Genomic DNA, 15,258 nt, shown 5'->3' on the forward strand with positions numbered 1-15,258 from the left:
TAAAATCATAACGCTTGGTTTGAGTTTGTGTCATCGTTAGCTACCTCCCGATCTAGCTATATGAACAGTCAACATACTTTTGGATAAGTTATATATTTTCTAGTGAGCTTGACATTTTCGCACATCGGTGCAATTTTAGGCGAAAATAAACTGAACTCGAAATCGCACTTTTTGAACAAATGATAGTACCGCACTTTCAAACGCTAGCCCTTCCGGGTAACAGCTACTCAACTGCAAGCAATTTACTCGATCGAGTAGATGGCTGGCGCCAAGAAGCAACCCGAAAGTTGCAGCAAAGCCAGAGAGGAGAAAAGGGACAATTTTTAACACCTTCCTCAGTCGCAAGTTTGATGGCGGGAATGTTTGAATTTAACTGTCCCGATATATCGCTTTTAGATGCCGGGGCTGGTATTGGTTCCCTGTTAGCAGCCGTTGTTTGCGAACTTTGCCAGCGCCCAAACAAACCGCACAGCCTGCACGTTACAGCTTATGAAATTGACCTTGTTTTGATTGAATACCTCAAGGAAACCTTAGAATTGTGCAGAATTGAATGTCAGCGTTTTGGCATATCTTTTACCTGTGAACTTCGCGAAATAGATTTTATTCAAGACAGCGCCGATATGTTGCAGCCCAATCTATTTACACAACCAGTAAAACGGGAATTTACCCATGCAATTATCAATCCTCCCTATGCCAAGATAGACGCTAAGTCCCAAGCCCGCACCTTGCTGCGTTCTATAGGACTAGAAACCAGCAATCTCTACGCTGGATTCACAGTTGCTGCTGCTCACCTGCTCAAACCAAACGGTGAATTAGTGTCGATTACTCCCCGCAGTTGTTGCAACGGTTTATACTTTCGAGACTTCCGCAAAGTATTCCTTCAAATGATGGCTTTACGCCAAGTACATATATTTGAATCCCGACAGTTGGCATTTCGCGATGATGCAGTGCTGCAAGAAACTATTATTGTGCGCGCCACCAAACAAATAGAACAGCCAGATACTGTACTAATTACCTCAAGCAGCAGCGTGGGCGACGACCTGGTTTTGTCTCACCAACTGCCCTATACCGCCCTAATTAATCCCCAAGATTCCGAGCAATTTATTCGGATTTTACCGGATTCTGTCAGCCAGAAAGTAGTCGAGCAAATAGCTCAATTTACTTGCACCCTAGAGGAATTAGGCTTAACAGTTTCTACCGGAAAAGTTGTAGATTTTCGTGTTCGCTCTGACTTGCGGCTAACACCTGAAGACGGTACTGTTCCGCTGATTTATCCCGCACACTTCTCGGCTGGCGGTGTTGAATATCCCACAGCAACGAGAAAGCATCAAGCTTTAGCTGTCACGGAAAAAACTGCTGCACTCCTCGTACCTAACGAACATTATGTTTTGAACAAGCGCTTCTCCTCAAAGGAAGAGAAAAAGCGAATTGTTGCAGTTGTCTGGGATGCCAATAAAATTAATAGTTCTCGCGTGGGTTTTGAGAACCATTTGAATTACTTTCACCAACAGGGACGCGGATTAGACCTCACCCTGGCGCGGGGATTGGCCGTTTATCTAAATTCGAGTTTGGTAGATGCGTTTTTTCGCCTGTTCAACGGACACACTCAAGTTAATGCTACTGATTTACGCACTTTGAAGTATCCTAATGTAGAGCAATTACTTTTACTTGGCGCTCAAATAGGAGACATATTTCCTACACAGCGGGAGATCGATCGACTTGTCGAGACACAACTGCTGAACGATCCCAATCCGTTAGAAAATAGCCCAATCACAATCAAGAACCGTATTGATGAATCTCTAGAAATACTTGCAGCGCTGGGTTTTCCAAAAGGTCAGCTTAACGAACGTTCCGCCTTAACCCTTCTGGCTTTGCTTGACCTCAAGCCAAAGGATGCTTGGGGATTGGCAAAATCTCCACTTCGGGGAATCACACCAATTATGGAATTTATGGCTCAGCAATACGGTAAAAAGTATGCGCCAAATACGCGGGAAACTGTGCGCCGCCAAACGGTGCATCAGTTTCTCGATGCAGGTTTAATTGTTGTTAATCCTGACAGTCCCGAACGTCCGGTGAATAGTCCAAAAACTGCATATCAGATAGAAGAAAGTGCTTTGGAACTGCTGCGAACTTATGACTCTTCTGACTGGGACAAGAATCTTCGCGCTTACCTCGTTCATTTTAACGGAGAAAAATTATTGCAGGCTTATTCCAAAAATGAAAATATTTGTGAGCCAGAATAATGCTAAAATACACTATTTATATGGCTGCCGCTGGCATCGGAATGACATATACTGTGATGCAAACGGTTTAATTGACCGGAATTGTCGATCGCACTCAGTAAATCAAATAAGTAAGTAGGTAAAATATCTCTCCAATGGAAAAAAAGCATAACGCTGGATTGTGGGTATCAGTATTATACTTCGCTCAAGGTCTCCCTTACACCGTCGTTAATTTAATGTCGGTGATTTTTTTGAAAGGTATGGGAACCAGCAACGAGCTCATCGGATTGACAAGTCTGTTGTCTTTTCCTTGGGTTTTAAAAGGTTTGTGGGGGCCAGTTGTTGATTTGTATTCCACCAAACGCAAATGGATTTTAGCAACCGAAATCATTTGTGCTTTTCTGTTTGCTTTCCTAGCTTTTGGCGTATTAACGCCGGCACCGATTATTATATCGCTTGTTATCTTTACCGCGATCGCCTTTGTGTCAGCTACTCACGACATCGCCATTGACGGATTTTATTTAAACACTCTAAATAAAGACCAACAAGCACTATTTGTCGGGCTTCGCAACACGGCTTATAGAGGTGCTGTCATTGCCGGTAGCGGTTTATTGGTGTTCTTAGCGGGGAAACTGGCAGAGCAGCATTTAGTCAGCGGAAATACAGGTGACACCAAAATATATCAAAACATTCCGCTGTCACTTTTCGGTTCGGATTTTAGCGTGTCGGCGCTTAACTACGGATGGGCGACAGCTTTTGGCATTTGTGCGATTATGTTTGTGCTGATATATCTTTTTCAGCGGTGGTATCTTCCCTATCCTCGCAATTACGATCTGGAATCCGACATTCCTCAACGAACAACCAGCTTTATCGAAGCATTCAAAACTTATTTTCAGCAAGATAAAATAGGTTGGATTGTGGCTTACGTCTTGATTTTTCGCTTGGGCGATGCCTTGACGTTTAAAATGGCTCCTCCATTTTTAATGGATAAAGTTGAGAAAGGAGGATTAGCAGTTTCTACGTCGGATATGGGCTTATTATCCGGTACTTTAGGGGTAATGTTTTTGTTAATAGGAGGGTTGCTGGGCGGCTATTTGATTGCTAAACAAGGATTGAAAAAATGGATGTGGCCGACGGCAATTCTGCAAAATTCAACTAACGTGCTGTATTGGCTGTTGGCAATCAATCAGCCGGGGATTGAATGGGCTTATGCTGTAAATTCGATCGAGCAATTTACTTACGGACTTGGCGTAGCTGCGTATACAGTGTTCTTGATGCGGACTGTCCGCCCTGAATACGAAGCATCTCACTATGCAATTACAACGGCTTTTATGGCCGCAGGAGTGCTGATTCCGGGCGTTTTTAGCGGCTACTTGCAGGCGAGTCTCGGCTATCAAAATTATTTTTTGATGAGCGCGCTGGCTGTGATTCCCGGTATGCTGACGATTTTCTTTCTGCCCCTAGACGATGAGAAAAAATTAGCATCCATGCCCAGACCTGGACTTGACGATTTCGAGTGAACGAACCTGACGGTCAACTGAGTACAGTTAGACCGCAGGCTTCTTTTTCCTTTTTTGCAAAGGCTTTTTTGAGTGACGGAGTTCCCCCGCCACTTTCGCAACTTAGACCAATCTTTTTTATAAGTTTGGCTGAATTCTCATCGCGATCCAAAGATTCTCCACACTGACAAGAATGCCATCTATCTGACAATTCTTTCGGTACTTTGTTAAGGCAATTCCAGCAATGCCCAGATGTGCCTTTGGGGTCAACAAACAGAACAATTTTACCTAACTTCCAAGCAACATACTTGAGGACGCTGGCGAATTGCCCATGAGCAACATCAAGCATTGATTTATTCAAGCCACTTTTAGCTGATTGACCATTCGGCAAGTAAACTAAATTACCGTTGTCAATCTCAGTCTTCGGCTTGGCACGTCTAGTCAGGTTTTTGACACTCAAATCTTCAACAACTAAAACATCACATTTACCGAAGAGCTGCTGTGCCGTTTTAAACTGAAAATCCAATCTAGCTCTAGCTACAAACTGATGGAGTTTAGAAATCCTGTCCTTGATAACTTTCCAAGGCTTGGAACCCTTCATTTTTTTAGCTAACTTCGTTTGAAGTCTTGCCAATCTCTGGGCCGACTTCCTCAAGAATTTAGGATTTTCAACTCTTTCGCCATTAGAAAGATAAACGTAATTAGTAATTCCCAAGTCGATACCAACAGTATTTTCATCAGTCGGTTGAATTTCTGCAACCGTTACGGGAACCGTCTTATCTCCTAGCGTCAGGGAAATATACCACCCATCCGCTTCTCTGATAACCGTTCCCGTCTTAACCTTAAATCCTGTTGGTATTGAACGATGGAAAACCATAGGCACGCTTACCTATTTTCGCCAGGTTAATACAAATCCTATTTTGCTCATCCTTAGCAATATCTAAGTTGTCTAATTGAGAGTAAGTGAAAGATTTGTAGTAGTGAAACCCTTTGAACTTGGGTTTGCCTCTACGATTGCCATTTTTGTCCGGCGTGGTGAAATTTGAAAAGGAAGTTTCCACCCTGTTTACAACATCCTGCAAAACCTGCGAATCCAACACTTTGTAATCAGGAAATAGTTTTTTAGTGTTTTTCAGGTCAGCAAGCTGTATGGTTTGCCACTGGACGTAACCGCCTTCAATATTTGAGAAAATGTCACCTTTTCTGGTCAAAGGATTGCCTGACTCATCCTTTTTTCTGCCATCCCTAGTCTGCACCCTAGTTAAGGGAATATTTTGATAAATCTCCTCAACAGGGACTATAGAAACAATCAAGGGGCAGGCATTGATAGGTGTTCTCGTCGCTTCCCACCACCTAAATCTTTCGCCGAGTCGGTAGTTGTACTGCCGACGACAGAGTTCTAAATGAGCCACCATTGTTGCTAGTTGGGCTTTTGTGGGTTTGAGGCGGTATTTGTATGTCAGTTGCATGGAAAACTTCCTTTTTTCGACCTACTTTAATGTACCATTTTTTCAATTTAATGTTTAGAAAGTACATCAAAGTTAAAGGTACTTGCAATGTCTAATTGTCGGCTTCCGTCCGCGACCTCCGACGCTTCTTTCCATCACGCGGGCGTAATTCCCAACGGGGTACTTCGCGCAGCGCTCAGATTAATCCCCTTTAAATATACCGAGGGACTTCCCGGCTGATAGTTAATATCAAGTCCGATGGCTATAATTATCAGATACGGGTGGGGCGGGTTTACCCGCGTTGCACAATTTGAGGATGATTCTTGTGGGGAGTAGGGGTTAGCCGTCCCGCCTGCTGTGAAAATACACGCTTTCGGGCGGGACGCCCATCCCACAAAGCAATCAAAATCATCCCGCAATTATGCAAGGCCCGCGTTGCACAATTTGAGGATGATTCTTGTGGGGAGTAGGGGTTAGCCGTCCCGCCTGCTGTGAAAATACACGCTTTCGGGCGGGACGCCCATCCCACAAAGCAATCAAAATCATCCCGCAATTATGCAACGCCGGTTTACCAATGTCTGCACTACTTTTTCGAGATTTCGGTGAACCCGCCCCTGCTGCAATATTGATGTTTTTAATCATCGAACGAGTATAAATTCTGTGCGCTTGCGTTCCTAAGACAAAATAAGGACACAACAATGTTGTGTCCCTACCGAATATCTGTATTGCCAGCCGCCAACTAAATCGCAATAAAATCGCTAGCTGTTAGCGGACTACTTGGAATGCCAGGAATACTGGCCAGAACTTCGCCGTTACTGGCAATTTCAATCGTCGTTATAAAATCGCCTGCAGTAACTCTCAATTGGTTGAAGCTCAAACCTCGGCTCAAACCGATTAAATCTTCACCCTTTTGAAAGTCTACAAGTGTATCTGTACCGGCCCCTAGTCCTAACACCAATACGTCGCGTCCCGCGCCACCAATTAAGAGATCAGCACCCATTGCGCCAATGAGTGTATCGTCTCCTTCTCCACCGCTCAAATTGTCATCCCCTTTGCCGCCTAATAGCTGGTCGTTGCCGACGCCACCGCTGATAATATCGTTGCCTTTGTTGCCGCTGAGAGTGTCGTTTCCCCCATTGCCAGTGATAATATCGTCCCCTGCAAAACCTGATGCTGTATTGTTGGCATCGTCGCCTACTAAATTATTAATTTGGGAGACATCGAGAGCAGTTTTCATTGCCGCAACGTTTCCTAAAAAGGAGCTTCCCGGAGCCGTTCTTAATTGTTCTAAACTGCTGCGCGATTCCAGCGATGCTCCCAAGGCAGGCAGTGCAAAGTCTAAGCCAGCTAACAGTTCTAAATAATCGGAATCTGTGAAAGTGAAATCAGGGCGGTTCAACTGGTCTACAGAGATTTCTGCCTGAGTTAAGCCGGGAGGAGGAACACTTAACAAACCGCTCTGGGTGTGCTTGTCCAAGACAAGTAGTGGGTTGATAATCGGGTTAGTAAATGTTTGAAGAACTACTTTTCCGGGGAGAAAAGCTTCTCCTCCCAAACTAACAAAATCCCCGTTAACTATGTAGTGAGTTACATTTTTTCCTGCCCCGGCTTTCTGCTTAAATGTATTGACGGTACTCTGCTCAACTCCGGGAGAATTGAAGGTGACAATATCTCCGATAGTAGAGGTAAATTCGGTGGCGGCTAGTTGCGTTATGGCGCCGCCCAAGCTGTGTCCGAGAAGGTCTGGTGGCAAGCGGCTGGGGTTTTTTGCTGTATCTTGACTGATTTGTGTCAGCCAATTTCCTAATGCTTGTTTGTTGGCTTCAAATTGGTTGAAACCGGCGCCGCGCGGGTCTGCGTTGGCAATATCGTCTACGGGCGTGTCAGTGCCGCGAAATACCAAAACAGGCGGTTTGTCTGGGGTGGTGGAAATTAAGCCGATCGCGTGAAATCCAGTTCCGGGATCGTCAAAAGTGCGATCGATTTGGTAGCCAGCAGCGGTCAAACCCGTTTGAAATAAAGTTTGAGACTGGGGGTTGTTATCTATGTAAACAAGTTGCTTGGCTATAGTTTCGTAAGCGGCGGGGGATGAGGGCATATTTTTTAATTTCCTGTCGTTAGATTGGGAATTAGTGTTTAAGCTACTTAATTAAGTTTACTGTAAACTCCGGTTATTAACCATATTAATTTGTCATATTTCGTTGCTTTGTAGGGGCAGCTTTAGCCGACATTTTTTGTGGATACAAACAATTTTGCTACAAAACCCACCCCGGTTTCGCGCCACCCAAACTACAAATTTTTCTCCCCCTAAAGCTATACAAAATCTACCCGCGTAATATCGCTGGCAACTACGCCTCTGAGAGTAGCAAGAATTTCCCCAGTAATCGGGATACTAATTAAAGCTCCGTCACCACCTTGGGTTACTCTAATTTGAGGAAAAGTTAGACCCCTCGACAGTGTAATTAAATCTTCACTATCTTGAAAATCTAAAATCACATCTGCTCCGCCGCCGGATTCCAATACAAAGCGATCGCGTCCCGCGCCACCAATTAAAAAATCGTTGCCAAACTCGCCGGAAACCAAATCGTTTCCGTCGCCACCCTCGAAATAATCGTTATCTCTGCCGCCGTACAAGAAATCGTCGCCATCACCACCGGTGATGCTGTCATTACCTCGATTGCCTCTGAGAGTATCGTTACCGCCGTTGCCGATAACTGTATCCTCTCCAGGGCCGCCGGTAGCAGTATTGTTGCGAGCGTCGCCTGATAAATAATTCGGTTGTAAGGGAGCTAAACCGTATTGCATTTCTCTGATCAACTGCACAAAAGAAAATTCTGGTGCTGTTCTCACCCTCTCTGCACCGCCTCTGCTTCTGATGGCGACTGACACATTGGGCAGGGCGAAATTCATCGCAGCGATAAACTCGTTAAAATCTGAATCGTTGTTATAAGTAAATTCGGGACTGTTTAATTGTTCTACGGAAATTTGCCTCTGCAAAAAACCCACGGGCGGAGTAGTTAACAAATTTTCAGTTCGATGTTTTGCCAACACAGTTAAGGGATTAATACTCGGATCGGTAAAACTTTGGATAAATACTTTACCCGGAATAAATGCTTCGCCAAACAAGCTGACGAAATCTCCGCTGACAATGTAGTGAGTGACATTTTTGTTGCCTGCCCTGCTGAGATTTCTCCGAAAACTGGTGAAGGTACTCGCTGATACTCCCGGAGAGTTGAAAGTAAAGATATCGCCGGTCAGAGTTGTGTATTCCGTTGCTACAAGTTGAGCGATTGCTCCGCCCCAACTGTGCCCGATGACATCGGGCAATAATTTGCTGGGGTTTTTACCAGTATTTTGACCGATTTCTGTGAGCCAATTTTGGATATTATCTTTGTTCTTTTCAAATTCAGGTACACCAATGTCCCGCGAGTCGGAAAAGATAGCGTCGCCGTCGATGAAGTCTGTACCTTTAAATACCAGGGCGGGCGGGTTTTCGGGATTGGATGAACCGAACCCGATCGCATAAAAGTTTGTTTCTGGGTCGTCGAATATGCGATCGATATAGTAGCCATTAGTATCCAGGAAACTCGAAACTTCATTTTGCTCGCTCGGCTTTTGATTCAAAAAAACAATTGATTTAGCCAGAGCTTCATAAACAGCAGGCGAGGCAGCCATAATATTATATTTTGTGTTTGTTGGTATTTGCGATCGCTCTCTTCTTGAGCTAAGTGTCCAATCAACCATTATAGCTGACAAGATTTGTATGGTACACTTGATAATATCAACTCAAGAATAAAGTTTTTGCGGTTATGGGTATCATTCGTCAATACATTGCTCCATTAATAGCGGTATTAGTATTTTTCGCGGCTCTGGTAGCAGTCAGCGCTCGCATCTTTTTGCCTGGTGACATGGCTGCCCCGGCGCCGATTGAGGAAGCGATCCCCCAAAAGCAAGCGGCAGTAGTGAATCCAATTTTCTTGGGGCTAAATTATTCAGCTTTCCGTGTCCGCTGAGCTGATGTCTGCTCAACTAATACCGGGCTACTGGCTGCGATCGGGATCGGGACTCGATCGAGCAAAACTGGTAAAGTTTATGCACCGGACTTACCGAGAGCTTTACCCGGATGGCGAATTGGGACATTTGGCTCAAACTGTCGAGCAGTATTTTTCTAACCAGACGCCGGTTTGGTGGGTAGAGTGCCAGAAAAACACCCAGGAAGAGGCAGAAATTTTGCCGGCGCTGCCCTCGCAGCATCTCAATCCCCAATCTCAAGCCCAAAATCTGACATCGGTTGTCGGATGTTTGTGGTTGGGAAATGCGATCGACCAAACCACCGGAGAACGCTACGCTTACATTTTTTTGCTGTACGTCGCACCGGAACATCGCCGTCTAGGAGTCGGTGCAGCTTTAGTTATTCATGCTGAAAATTGGGCGCGGGAAAGAGGCGATCGGCAAATTGGTTTGCAAGTATTTCTGAGCAATCAGCCTGCGGTGAATCTCTATCAAAAATTAGGCTATCAAACTCATTCCCTCTCGATGCTCAAATCCCTTTGAAATATAAATTCTACTGGTTTGGAATCAGGGCTAAAATCCTGATTCGTCCAAATTATGAGGACTGAAGTCCTCACTACCAACTTAAGTAACAGCATAGATATTCGTTTGTAGTAAGGATTTTAGTCCTGATTTATCCAAATTATGACGACTGAAGTCCTCACTACAAACTTAGGTGACAGCAATTATGAGGACTGAAGTCCTCGCTACCAACTTAGGTGACAGCAGAGGAATTTGTTTGTAGTAAGTCATATGTTGCACCATTCTCAATTAGCCTTTTATGAACAGGCAAGATGCCTGTTCCACAACAGACAAATTTTCTTGTGGAACAGGCATCTTGCCTGTTGCTGACAATGGTGCAATATCTCAGTAGTAAGGTAGTGCGCGCGCACCCTACAATTATTGACTGCTGACTGAGTTGCTTAGGAGCATCCTCTGTGCGGTAAAGTTTTTTTATGAACAATAACGACTACTCCAACGCCCTTGATACTGACACGGAACTGGAAAGCCCTTTGGATCAATTTGACGAATCCGAACCCTCGCTGCCAGATCCCGATGAAATGCTGCCAATGCTTGCATCCCCGGAACCTCAGCACCGGATGATTGCGGCGCGGGCTTTTTGCGAACTGCAGGACGATCGAGCAATTTCGCATTTAATTAATTTATTGAGAGACGGTTGCCCCTTGGTGCGAGTGAGCGCGGCTTATGCGTTGGGGCGAAATCCGAGTCCCGATGCTGTGGAACCGCTGATTCTTCAGCTTAACTGCGACTGGAACGGTTACGTTCGCAAAGGGGTAGTTTGGGCCCTGGGAAATTGCAGGGATCACCGCGCTTTGCCATCTTTAATTGATGCTCTGAAAACAGATATTTCGGCGGTGCGTTTGTGGGCGGCGAGTTCTCTGGGTCAAATGGCAAAAGTTGGTTACTATGTGGTGATTGCGGCGATTCCACCGTTGATTCAAGCGCTGCGGGGAGATCCTGTATCTGCCGTGCGGAGCAACTGCGCTTGGGCGATCGGGCAACTGGCACGCGAATTGCCGAATAATATAGTGTACGCTGGGGCGATCGACGGTTTGATTGAAGCTTTAGAAGAAGATGAAGATATGGGCGTGCGGGAAGATGCTAAATCTTCACTTTTGCGAGTGGGCGACCCGCGCGGATTGCAGATAATTGAAGATTTAGAAATGGAAGGACTTTTGTGATTTAAGCGCCCCCATTACCAATTACCCACTATTAATTATGCCTTTCATCAGTGCTAAAACAGATTTTGGTTTCAAAAAAATTTTTGGTTCGCCCCAGAGCAAAGACATTTTGATTAGCTTCCTCAATGCGATGCTCTATGACGCACAGCCAACCATTGAAGACTTAGAAATTATTGACCCTTACGCCGCGCCGAGCGTTACTGGATTAAAAGACACTTACCTGGATGTTAAAGCCAAAATTACAGGCAACAAAACTGTGATTATCGAAAAAATGCAGGTAATAAATGTAGAAGCTTTTAGTGACGTACTCCACACACTCCCTTTCGAGTGAGTGTGGGCTTCTCAACGACTCCTCTATGAGGACATTAATTGAGCTTTGAGGGCGTGCGTCCCACGCGCCTTTATGTTTATAGCCGCATTCAAATCCCTGCACAAACTTGTATGGCATACCGGGCAATTGTGCATTCTTTGGGATAGCAGCTTTTTAACTTTGTGACCGCAGTTAGAACATTCTTGGCTTGTGCCGTTCGGATTTACAGTTATTACTTTCAAGCCAGCATTTTCGGCTTTGTTTGAAAGTATGAGGATAAACTGTCCCCACCCAGCATCATTAATACTTTTAGCCAGTTTAGTTTTAACGAGTCCTTTGATATTCAACTTTTCCACAGCTATGACATCGTACTTATCGAGCAGCGTTCTAGCTGTCTTAAAGTGGAAGTCTTTACGAGTATCCGCAACTTTTTTGTGCTGGATAGCTAGTTTTTTAATAGCTTTCTTGCGACGGTTAGAACCTTTTTTTCTCCGAGAAACATGACGTTGCGCTGATTTTAATTTGCGTTCAGCTTTACGTAGATGTTTGGGCGCGTTAATTCTCGCACCATCCGAAGCAACATAGAAATCGATTAAGCCTACATCAATACCAACGATATTGTCCGAGTTAAAATCAGGTTTGATTGTGGGAACCGTTTGGTCATCAAGACTTAGGGTTACATAATAACCATCTGCTTTTTTGGTGACAGATACGGTCTTGATATAAAACCCTACAGGTATGGGACGGTGAACAATTACCTTAACATCCCCAATTTTTGACAGTGTGATTTTGTTGTTAGCAAAATGATGTCTCTTGAATTGAGGGTACGTCAATGTTTTGTATTGCCCCACGCCTTTAAATCTCGGTCTACCAGATTTCTTTCCATTACTATCACCTTTTAACCATCGTTCAAAAGTTATCTTGACTTTCTTAGGGACTTCTTGCAATACTTGAGAGTGAATCTCTTTATACCAAGGTCTATCTACTTTAAGTTGGGTGACAGATGACTTTTGACTGTAATAGTTAGGCTGCTCTTTTAACTCTGGTATCTGGCAAATTAAGGGACATCTATCTAGAGGACAACAATTTTGCTCATGCCAATCAAACCTTTGAGAAAGTAGATAATTATATTGACAACGCAGCATTTCGAGCGTTCGAGCGATTTTTTCTACTTGCTCTTTAGTTGGTTTAATTTTGTACTGGTATGAAGTTCTCATTGCTATCCTTGGTTTTCGACCTACAAATAGTATAACATCAATGCAAAGACGTTATGTAGGCATTGATGAAAAACAAAGCATTAAATTTGAGGAGATCCGAGCGTAGATTAAACAAACTACGCTTATACTCATCTCAAAACGATAAAACCATGACTTATGTAATCGAAGATTTTATAGATTCGCTATGAGTGTTAAAAATAGCGATTCCTCCTCGACCCACCGGGGAAGTCAATCCTACGGATTGAATCGGTTGTTGGTCAATTCGTCATCGCCCAAAAATTCATCTCATCGCCTCCGCAACGGGCGAGGCGAGAGGCTTCTTTTTGTTTCAGCTAAACGGGGAGTGTACAATGCCGCCAAAACCTACGCAACTCAACTAAAACCCAGGGAAGGATACTCTAAATTAAATCCTCTGATTGCTTTAAAAATTACAGATTTTATTCTATTTGAAAATACCGAAAAATTTCTTACCCATTTTGTATTTAAAGAACTCGAAGAAAACTTCGAGTATTATAACAGAGAAATCGAATTAGTGTTTGTCGAACTTCCCAAGTTTAACAAAGAACTAGAACAAATCGAAAACCTAATTCAAAGCTGGATTTATTTTATTAAAAATGCTCCCATCTTCGATGAAATGCCAGAAAAATTTGCATCAATTCCCGAAATTCAAACAGCTTTTTCCATCGCCAGCCGAACTAATTTAACCCTTAAGGAATTAGAAGAATTGGAAAAGCGGGAAATGTTTTTTGAAGACCAGCGCGGTGCTATTATTAAAAGTCGCAAAGAAGGCATAATTGAGGGGCAAACAGCATTAATCCTGCGTCTACTCGTGCGGCGCACTGGTGAAATTTCGCCGGAAATTCAAACTCGCATCCAACAGTTATCTCTCGAACAATTAGATGATTTAGGAGAAATCTTGTTAGATTTTACCAGTCAAGAGGATTTGATAGCTTGGCTGGAATCCGTGTCAGCATGAATTTATAAATTTTGCACTTCTGATACTAAATCCGGCTTTAATACCCCCTTCATTCTTGATTCGCCGCAGGCGGACTGTGTTTGTGTAGTAGCGGTTTCAACCGCCGAGTTTCTAATCTAATAAGTCAGGTTCCCGACGCACTATCATGTCATAAAGCGGTTGAAAGCTAAACCATCCCATACGGTGAGACCCTACTTGCTGCTGTGTTAAACGCGCACATTCTGGCTTGATGAGAATTGGTTTTCCCGCGGCTTCGGCCATTAACTGCGCTTGACAAGAACGTTCCATTGCAATAAACCACCAAGCCGCTTCATCTACTGTTTGACCTACTGTTAACAGTCCGTGATTTTGTAAAATAATCGCTTTTTTCTCACCTAAAGTTTTGGCGATGCGTTTAGCTTCTTCGATTTCCAAAACAACTCCGGTGTAATCGTCAAATAAACTTTGGTCTTCATAAAAAGAACAAGCATCTTGCGTCAGCGGGTCAAGCAGGCGGCCCAAACTCGACCAACTTTTGCCGTAGGGAGAATGAGCGTGGGCTGCTGCGATTACGTCGGGGCGGGCGCTGTGGACTTGGGAATGAATGGCAAATGCTGCTTCGTTTACGGGTTTATTTCCTTCAACAACTTCGCCTTTGTGGTTGACTAAAATTAGGTCGCTGACTCGAATTAAACTAAAGTGCATTCCAAAAGAATTAACCCAGAAATGGTCGAGGTGTTCGGGGTCGCGGACGGTGATGTGTCCGGCAATTCCTTCGCTGAATCCGAAGCGGGCAAATAATCGGAATGCGGCGGCTAAACGTTGTTTGCGGTGGCGGCGTTCTTCTTCAACTGAGTTGAATGTCGGGGGTTGAAAAGTGACTTTGGGGATTTTTATTGCAACCATAGATTTTATTAGTGAAAAGACACGAGGCAGAGCCTCCGAATCGGCATTCCCAGTCAGAGACTGGGAACGAGATAAATTTTGAATGGGGAAATTTGAATTGGGAACTGTGGGGCCGGCATCTTGTCTGCCCTACTAAACTGCGATTTCGCTAAGGCGCAAACCTGCGATGTTTTTGCAGTCAAAGGTGGCGTTGTTGCCGGGGCGACGTTCTATTAATTCGATGATTTGTCCGGCGGGGTTTTGCAGAAACCACTGGGTTAATGAGCCGTAGTCTAGAGGACGCTCTGATAGCGGTTTAAAGTTTTTATTTTGCCATATTGTAGCAGCATTCTGCACATTTTCGACTCGAAGCGCGACGTGGTGAACTGCTTCTAATCCTCTTTCTTGCTGGAAGCGGTTTTTTTGGTCGCCGGCTGCGTGGGGCGCATCTAATACTACTAAGCCGCCCGCTGGCATTAATAAGGTCATTAAATGCAGCCACAAATCGGAGGGAACGTTAATGTTTTCCGCACAAAAGTTAATCGGGAACAAGTCTGGGCCTTCAACTGTTTTGGCGCCGAAGCGGTAAAAAGATTCGGCGTAGTTTTCGAGTTCGGTTCGGCTGGGAAATGTGATGACAAAGTGGTCGATCGCAACTTGTTCGTCGTACAGGTGTGTTTCAAACGTCCAGGTTGTTAAAAATTCGGGAGTGATAAATTTGGGGTTGAATTCCACCAAGCCATTTTTTTCGATGAATGGTGAGTCAATATGGCCCTCAAGGTTGCGATCGAACTTTAGGGTTTTTTGATTCAAGTTTTTCATGTATCTCACCCGATGTTGAAGGACGCAAAACTGCGAATTGTGTCTACAAGCTGAAGTTGACACACATTTGGTGCGCCTTAATTCAAAAATAACACAAAACTTAATATTGGCAAGCCGATCGCCCGATCGCAACTCCCAAACCTTTAC

The 15,258-nt window shown here is 44.3% G+C and carries 13 protein-coding genes and 1 pseudogene; 7 read left to right on the forward strand and 7 right to left on the reverse strand.

Annotated elements, in window-relative coordinates:
• The first annotated feature begins 179 nt into the window (after positions 1–179).
• The gene (locus QUB16_RS02780) at positions 180–2,243 is read left to right on the forward strand and encodes an Eco57I restriction-modification methylase domain-containing protein (RefSeq protein WP_333313855.1); all 2,064 of its coding nucleotides are present in this window, start codon (positions 180–182) and stop codon (positions 2,241–2,243) included.
• Positions 2,244–2,377: 134 nt separating this feature from the next.
• The gene (locus QUB16_RS02785; RefSeq protein ID WP_333313856.1) at positions 2,378–3,742 is read left to right on the forward strand and encodes an MFS transporter; all 1,365 of its coding nucleotides are present in this window, start codon (positions 2,378–2,380) and stop codon (positions 3,740–3,742) included.
• A gap of 13 nt (positions 3,743–3,755) precedes the next feature.
• Here the strand turns inward: QUB16_RS02785 and QUB16_RS02790 are convergent, their stop codons facing one another.
• From QUB16_RS02790 to QUB16_RS02805, 4 genes are all read right to left on the reverse strand, one after another.
• The gene (locus tag QUB16_RS02790; protein ID WP_333313857.1) at positions 3,756–4,598 is read right to left on the reverse strand and encodes a transposase; all 843 of its coding nucleotides are present in this window, start codon (positions 4,596–4,598) and stop codon (positions 3,756–3,758) included.
• Positions 4,564–5,190: a helix-turn-helix domain-containing protein gene (locus QUB16_RS02795; protein WP_333313858.1), complete on the reverse strand. Its 627-nt coding sequence runs from the start codon at positions 5,188–5,190 to the stop codon at positions 4,564–4,566. Before QUB16_RS02795 ends, QUB16_RS02790 begins: the two co-directional genes overlap by 35 nt.
• Before the next feature lie 718 nt (positions 5,191–5,908).
• On the reverse strand, positions 5,909–7,267 hold the full coding sequence (locus QUB16_RS02800; protein WP_333313860.1) for a calcium-binding protein: 1,359 nt from the start codon (positions 7,265–7,267) through the stop codon (positions 5,909–5,911).
• Between the two features lie 215 nt (positions 7,268–7,482).
• The gene (locus tag QUB16_RS02805) at positions 7,483–8,844 is read right to left on the reverse strand and encodes a calcium-binding protein (protein WP_333313862.1); all 1,362 of its coding nucleotides are present in this window, start codon (positions 8,842–8,844) and stop codon (positions 7,483–7,485) included.
• 134 nt (positions 8,845–8,978) lie between these two features.
• On the opposite strand from QUB16_RS02805, the gene QUB16_RS02810 reads away from it, so the two are divergent.
• The 4 genes and pseudogenes from QUB16_RS02810 to QUB16_RS02825 form a co-directional block, all read left to right on the forward strand.
• On the forward strand, positions 8,979–9,182 hold the full coding sequence (locus QUB16_RS02810) for a hypothetical protein (protein ID WP_333036629.1): 204 nt from the start codon (positions 8,979–8,981) through the stop codon (positions 9,180–9,182).
• Between the two features lie 4 nt (positions 9,183–9,186).
• The gene (locus tag QUB16_RS02815; protein WP_333313863.1) at positions 9,187–9,723 is read left to right on the forward strand and encodes a GNAT family N-acetyltransferase; all 537 of its coding nucleotides are present in this window, start codon (positions 9,187–9,189) and stop codon (positions 9,721–9,723) included.
• Positions 9,724–10,175: 452 nt separating this feature from the next.
• Complete coding sequence (locus tag QUB16_RS02820; RefSeq protein ID WP_333313865.1) at positions 10,176–10,922, forward strand: HEAT repeat domain-containing protein; 747 nt, start codon at positions 10,176–10,178, stop codon at positions 10,920–10,922.
• 37 nt (positions 10,923–10,959) lie between these two features.
• Positions 10,960–11,220 (forward strand): annotated as a pseudogene (locus tag QUB16_RS02825) (Rpn family recombination-promoting nuclease/putative transposase); the annotation flags it as partial.
• Between the two features lie 56 nt (positions 11,221–11,276).
• On the opposite strand, the gene QUB16_RS02830 reads toward QUB16_RS02825, so the two are convergent.
• Positions 11,277–12,449, reverse strand: a complete 1,173-nt coding sequence (locus tag QUB16_RS02830; protein ID WP_333313867.1) for a transposase — start codon at positions 12,447–12,449, stop codon at positions 11,277–11,279.
• Positions 12,450–12,633: 184 nt separating this feature from the next.
• Between QUB16_RS02830 and QUB16_RS02835 the strand changes: the two genes are divergently transcribed.
• Positions 12,634–13,425 (forward strand): Rpn family recombination-promoting nuclease/putative transposase, encoded by a 792-nt coding sequence (locus tag QUB16_RS02835; protein WP_333313869.1) that lies wholly within the window; start codon positions 12,634–12,636, stop codon positions 13,423–13,425.
• A gap of 111 nt (positions 13,426–13,536) precedes the next feature.
• Here the strand turns inward: QUB16_RS02835 and QUB16_RS02840 are convergent, their stop codons facing one another.
• Together QUB16_RS02840 and QUB16_RS02845 are read right to left on the reverse strand one after the other, a co-directional pair.
• Positions 13,537–14,310 carry a class II aldolase/adducin family protein gene (locus tag QUB16_RS02840; RefSeq protein ID WP_333052907.1) on the reverse strand — a complete coding sequence of 258 codons (774 nt, stop codon included), beginning with the start codon at positions 14,308–14,310 and terminating at the stop codon, positions 13,537–13,539.
• Positions 14,311–14,442: 132 nt separating this feature from the next.
• On the reverse strand, positions 14,443–15,111 hold the full coding sequence (locus QUB16_RS02845; RefSeq protein ID WP_333313870.1) for a hypothetical protein: 669 nt from the start codon (positions 15,109–15,111) through the stop codon (positions 14,443–14,445).
• Positions 15,112–15,258 lie beyond the last annotated feature (147 nt).

It is taken from the genome of Microcoleus sp. D3_18a_C4, from assembly GCF_036702415.1.
GTDB lineage: Bacteria > Cyanobacteriota > Cyanobacteriia > Cyanobacteriales > Microcoleaceae > Microcoleus.

What these genes read in the sequence shown, in the direction of transcription:
- QUB16_RS02780 (WP_333313855.1), top strand. Translation starts at nt 180, where the DNA reads ATGATAGTACCGCACTTTCAAACGCTAGCCCTTCCGGGTAACAGCTAC.
- QUB16_RS02830 (WP_333313867.1), bottom strand. Translation starts at nt 12,449, where the DNA reads ATGAGAACTTCATACCAGTACAAAATTAAACCAACTAAAGAGCAAGTA.
- QUB16_RS02805 (WP_333313862.1), bottom strand. Translation starts at nt 8,844, where the DNA reads ATGGCTGCCTCGCCTGCTGTTTATGAAGCTCTGGCTAAATCAATTGTT.
- QUB16_RS02795 (WP_333313858.1), bottom strand. Translation starts at nt 5,190, where the DNA reads ATGCAACTGACATACAAATACCGCCTCAAACCCACAAAAGCCCAACTA.
- QUB16_RS02810 (WP_333036629.1), top strand. Translation starts at nt 8,979, where the DNA reads ATGGGTATCATTCGTCAATACATTGCTCCATTAATAGCGGTATTAGTA.
- QUB16_RS02790 (WP_333313857.1), bottom strand. Translation starts at nt 4,598, where the DNA reads ATGGTTTTCCATCGTTCAATACCAACAGGATTTAAGGTTAAGACGGGA.
- QUB16_RS02800 (WP_333313860.1), bottom strand. Translation starts at nt 7,267, where the DNA reads ATGCCCTCATCCCCCGCCGCTTACGAAACTATAGCCAAGCAACTTGTT.
- QUB16_RS02785 (WP_333313856.1), top strand. Translation starts at nt 2,378, where the DNA reads ATGGAAAAAAAGCATAACGCTGGATTGTGGGTATCAGTATTATACTTC.
- QUB16_RS02840 (WP_333052907.1), bottom strand. Translation starts at nt 14,310, where the DNA reads ATGGTTGCAATAAAAATCCCCAAAGTCACTTTTCAACCCCCGACATTC.
- QUB16_RS02820 (WP_333313865.1), top strand. Translation starts at nt 10,176, where the DNA reads ATGAACAATAACGACTACTCCAACGCCCTTGATACTGACACGGAACTG.
- QUB16_RS02815 (WP_333313863.1), top strand. Translation starts at nt 9,187, where the DNA reads ATGTCTGCTCAACTAATACCGGGCTACTGGCTGCGATCGGGATCGGGA.
- QUB16_RS02835 (WP_333313869.1), top strand. Translation starts at nt 12,634, where the DNA reads ATGAGTGTTAAAAATAGCGATTCCTCCTCGACCCACCGGGGAAGTCAA.
- QUB16_RS02845 (WP_333313870.1), bottom strand. Translation starts at nt 15,111, where the DNA reads ATGAAAAACTTGAATCAAAAAACCCTAAAGTTCGATCGCAACCTTGAG.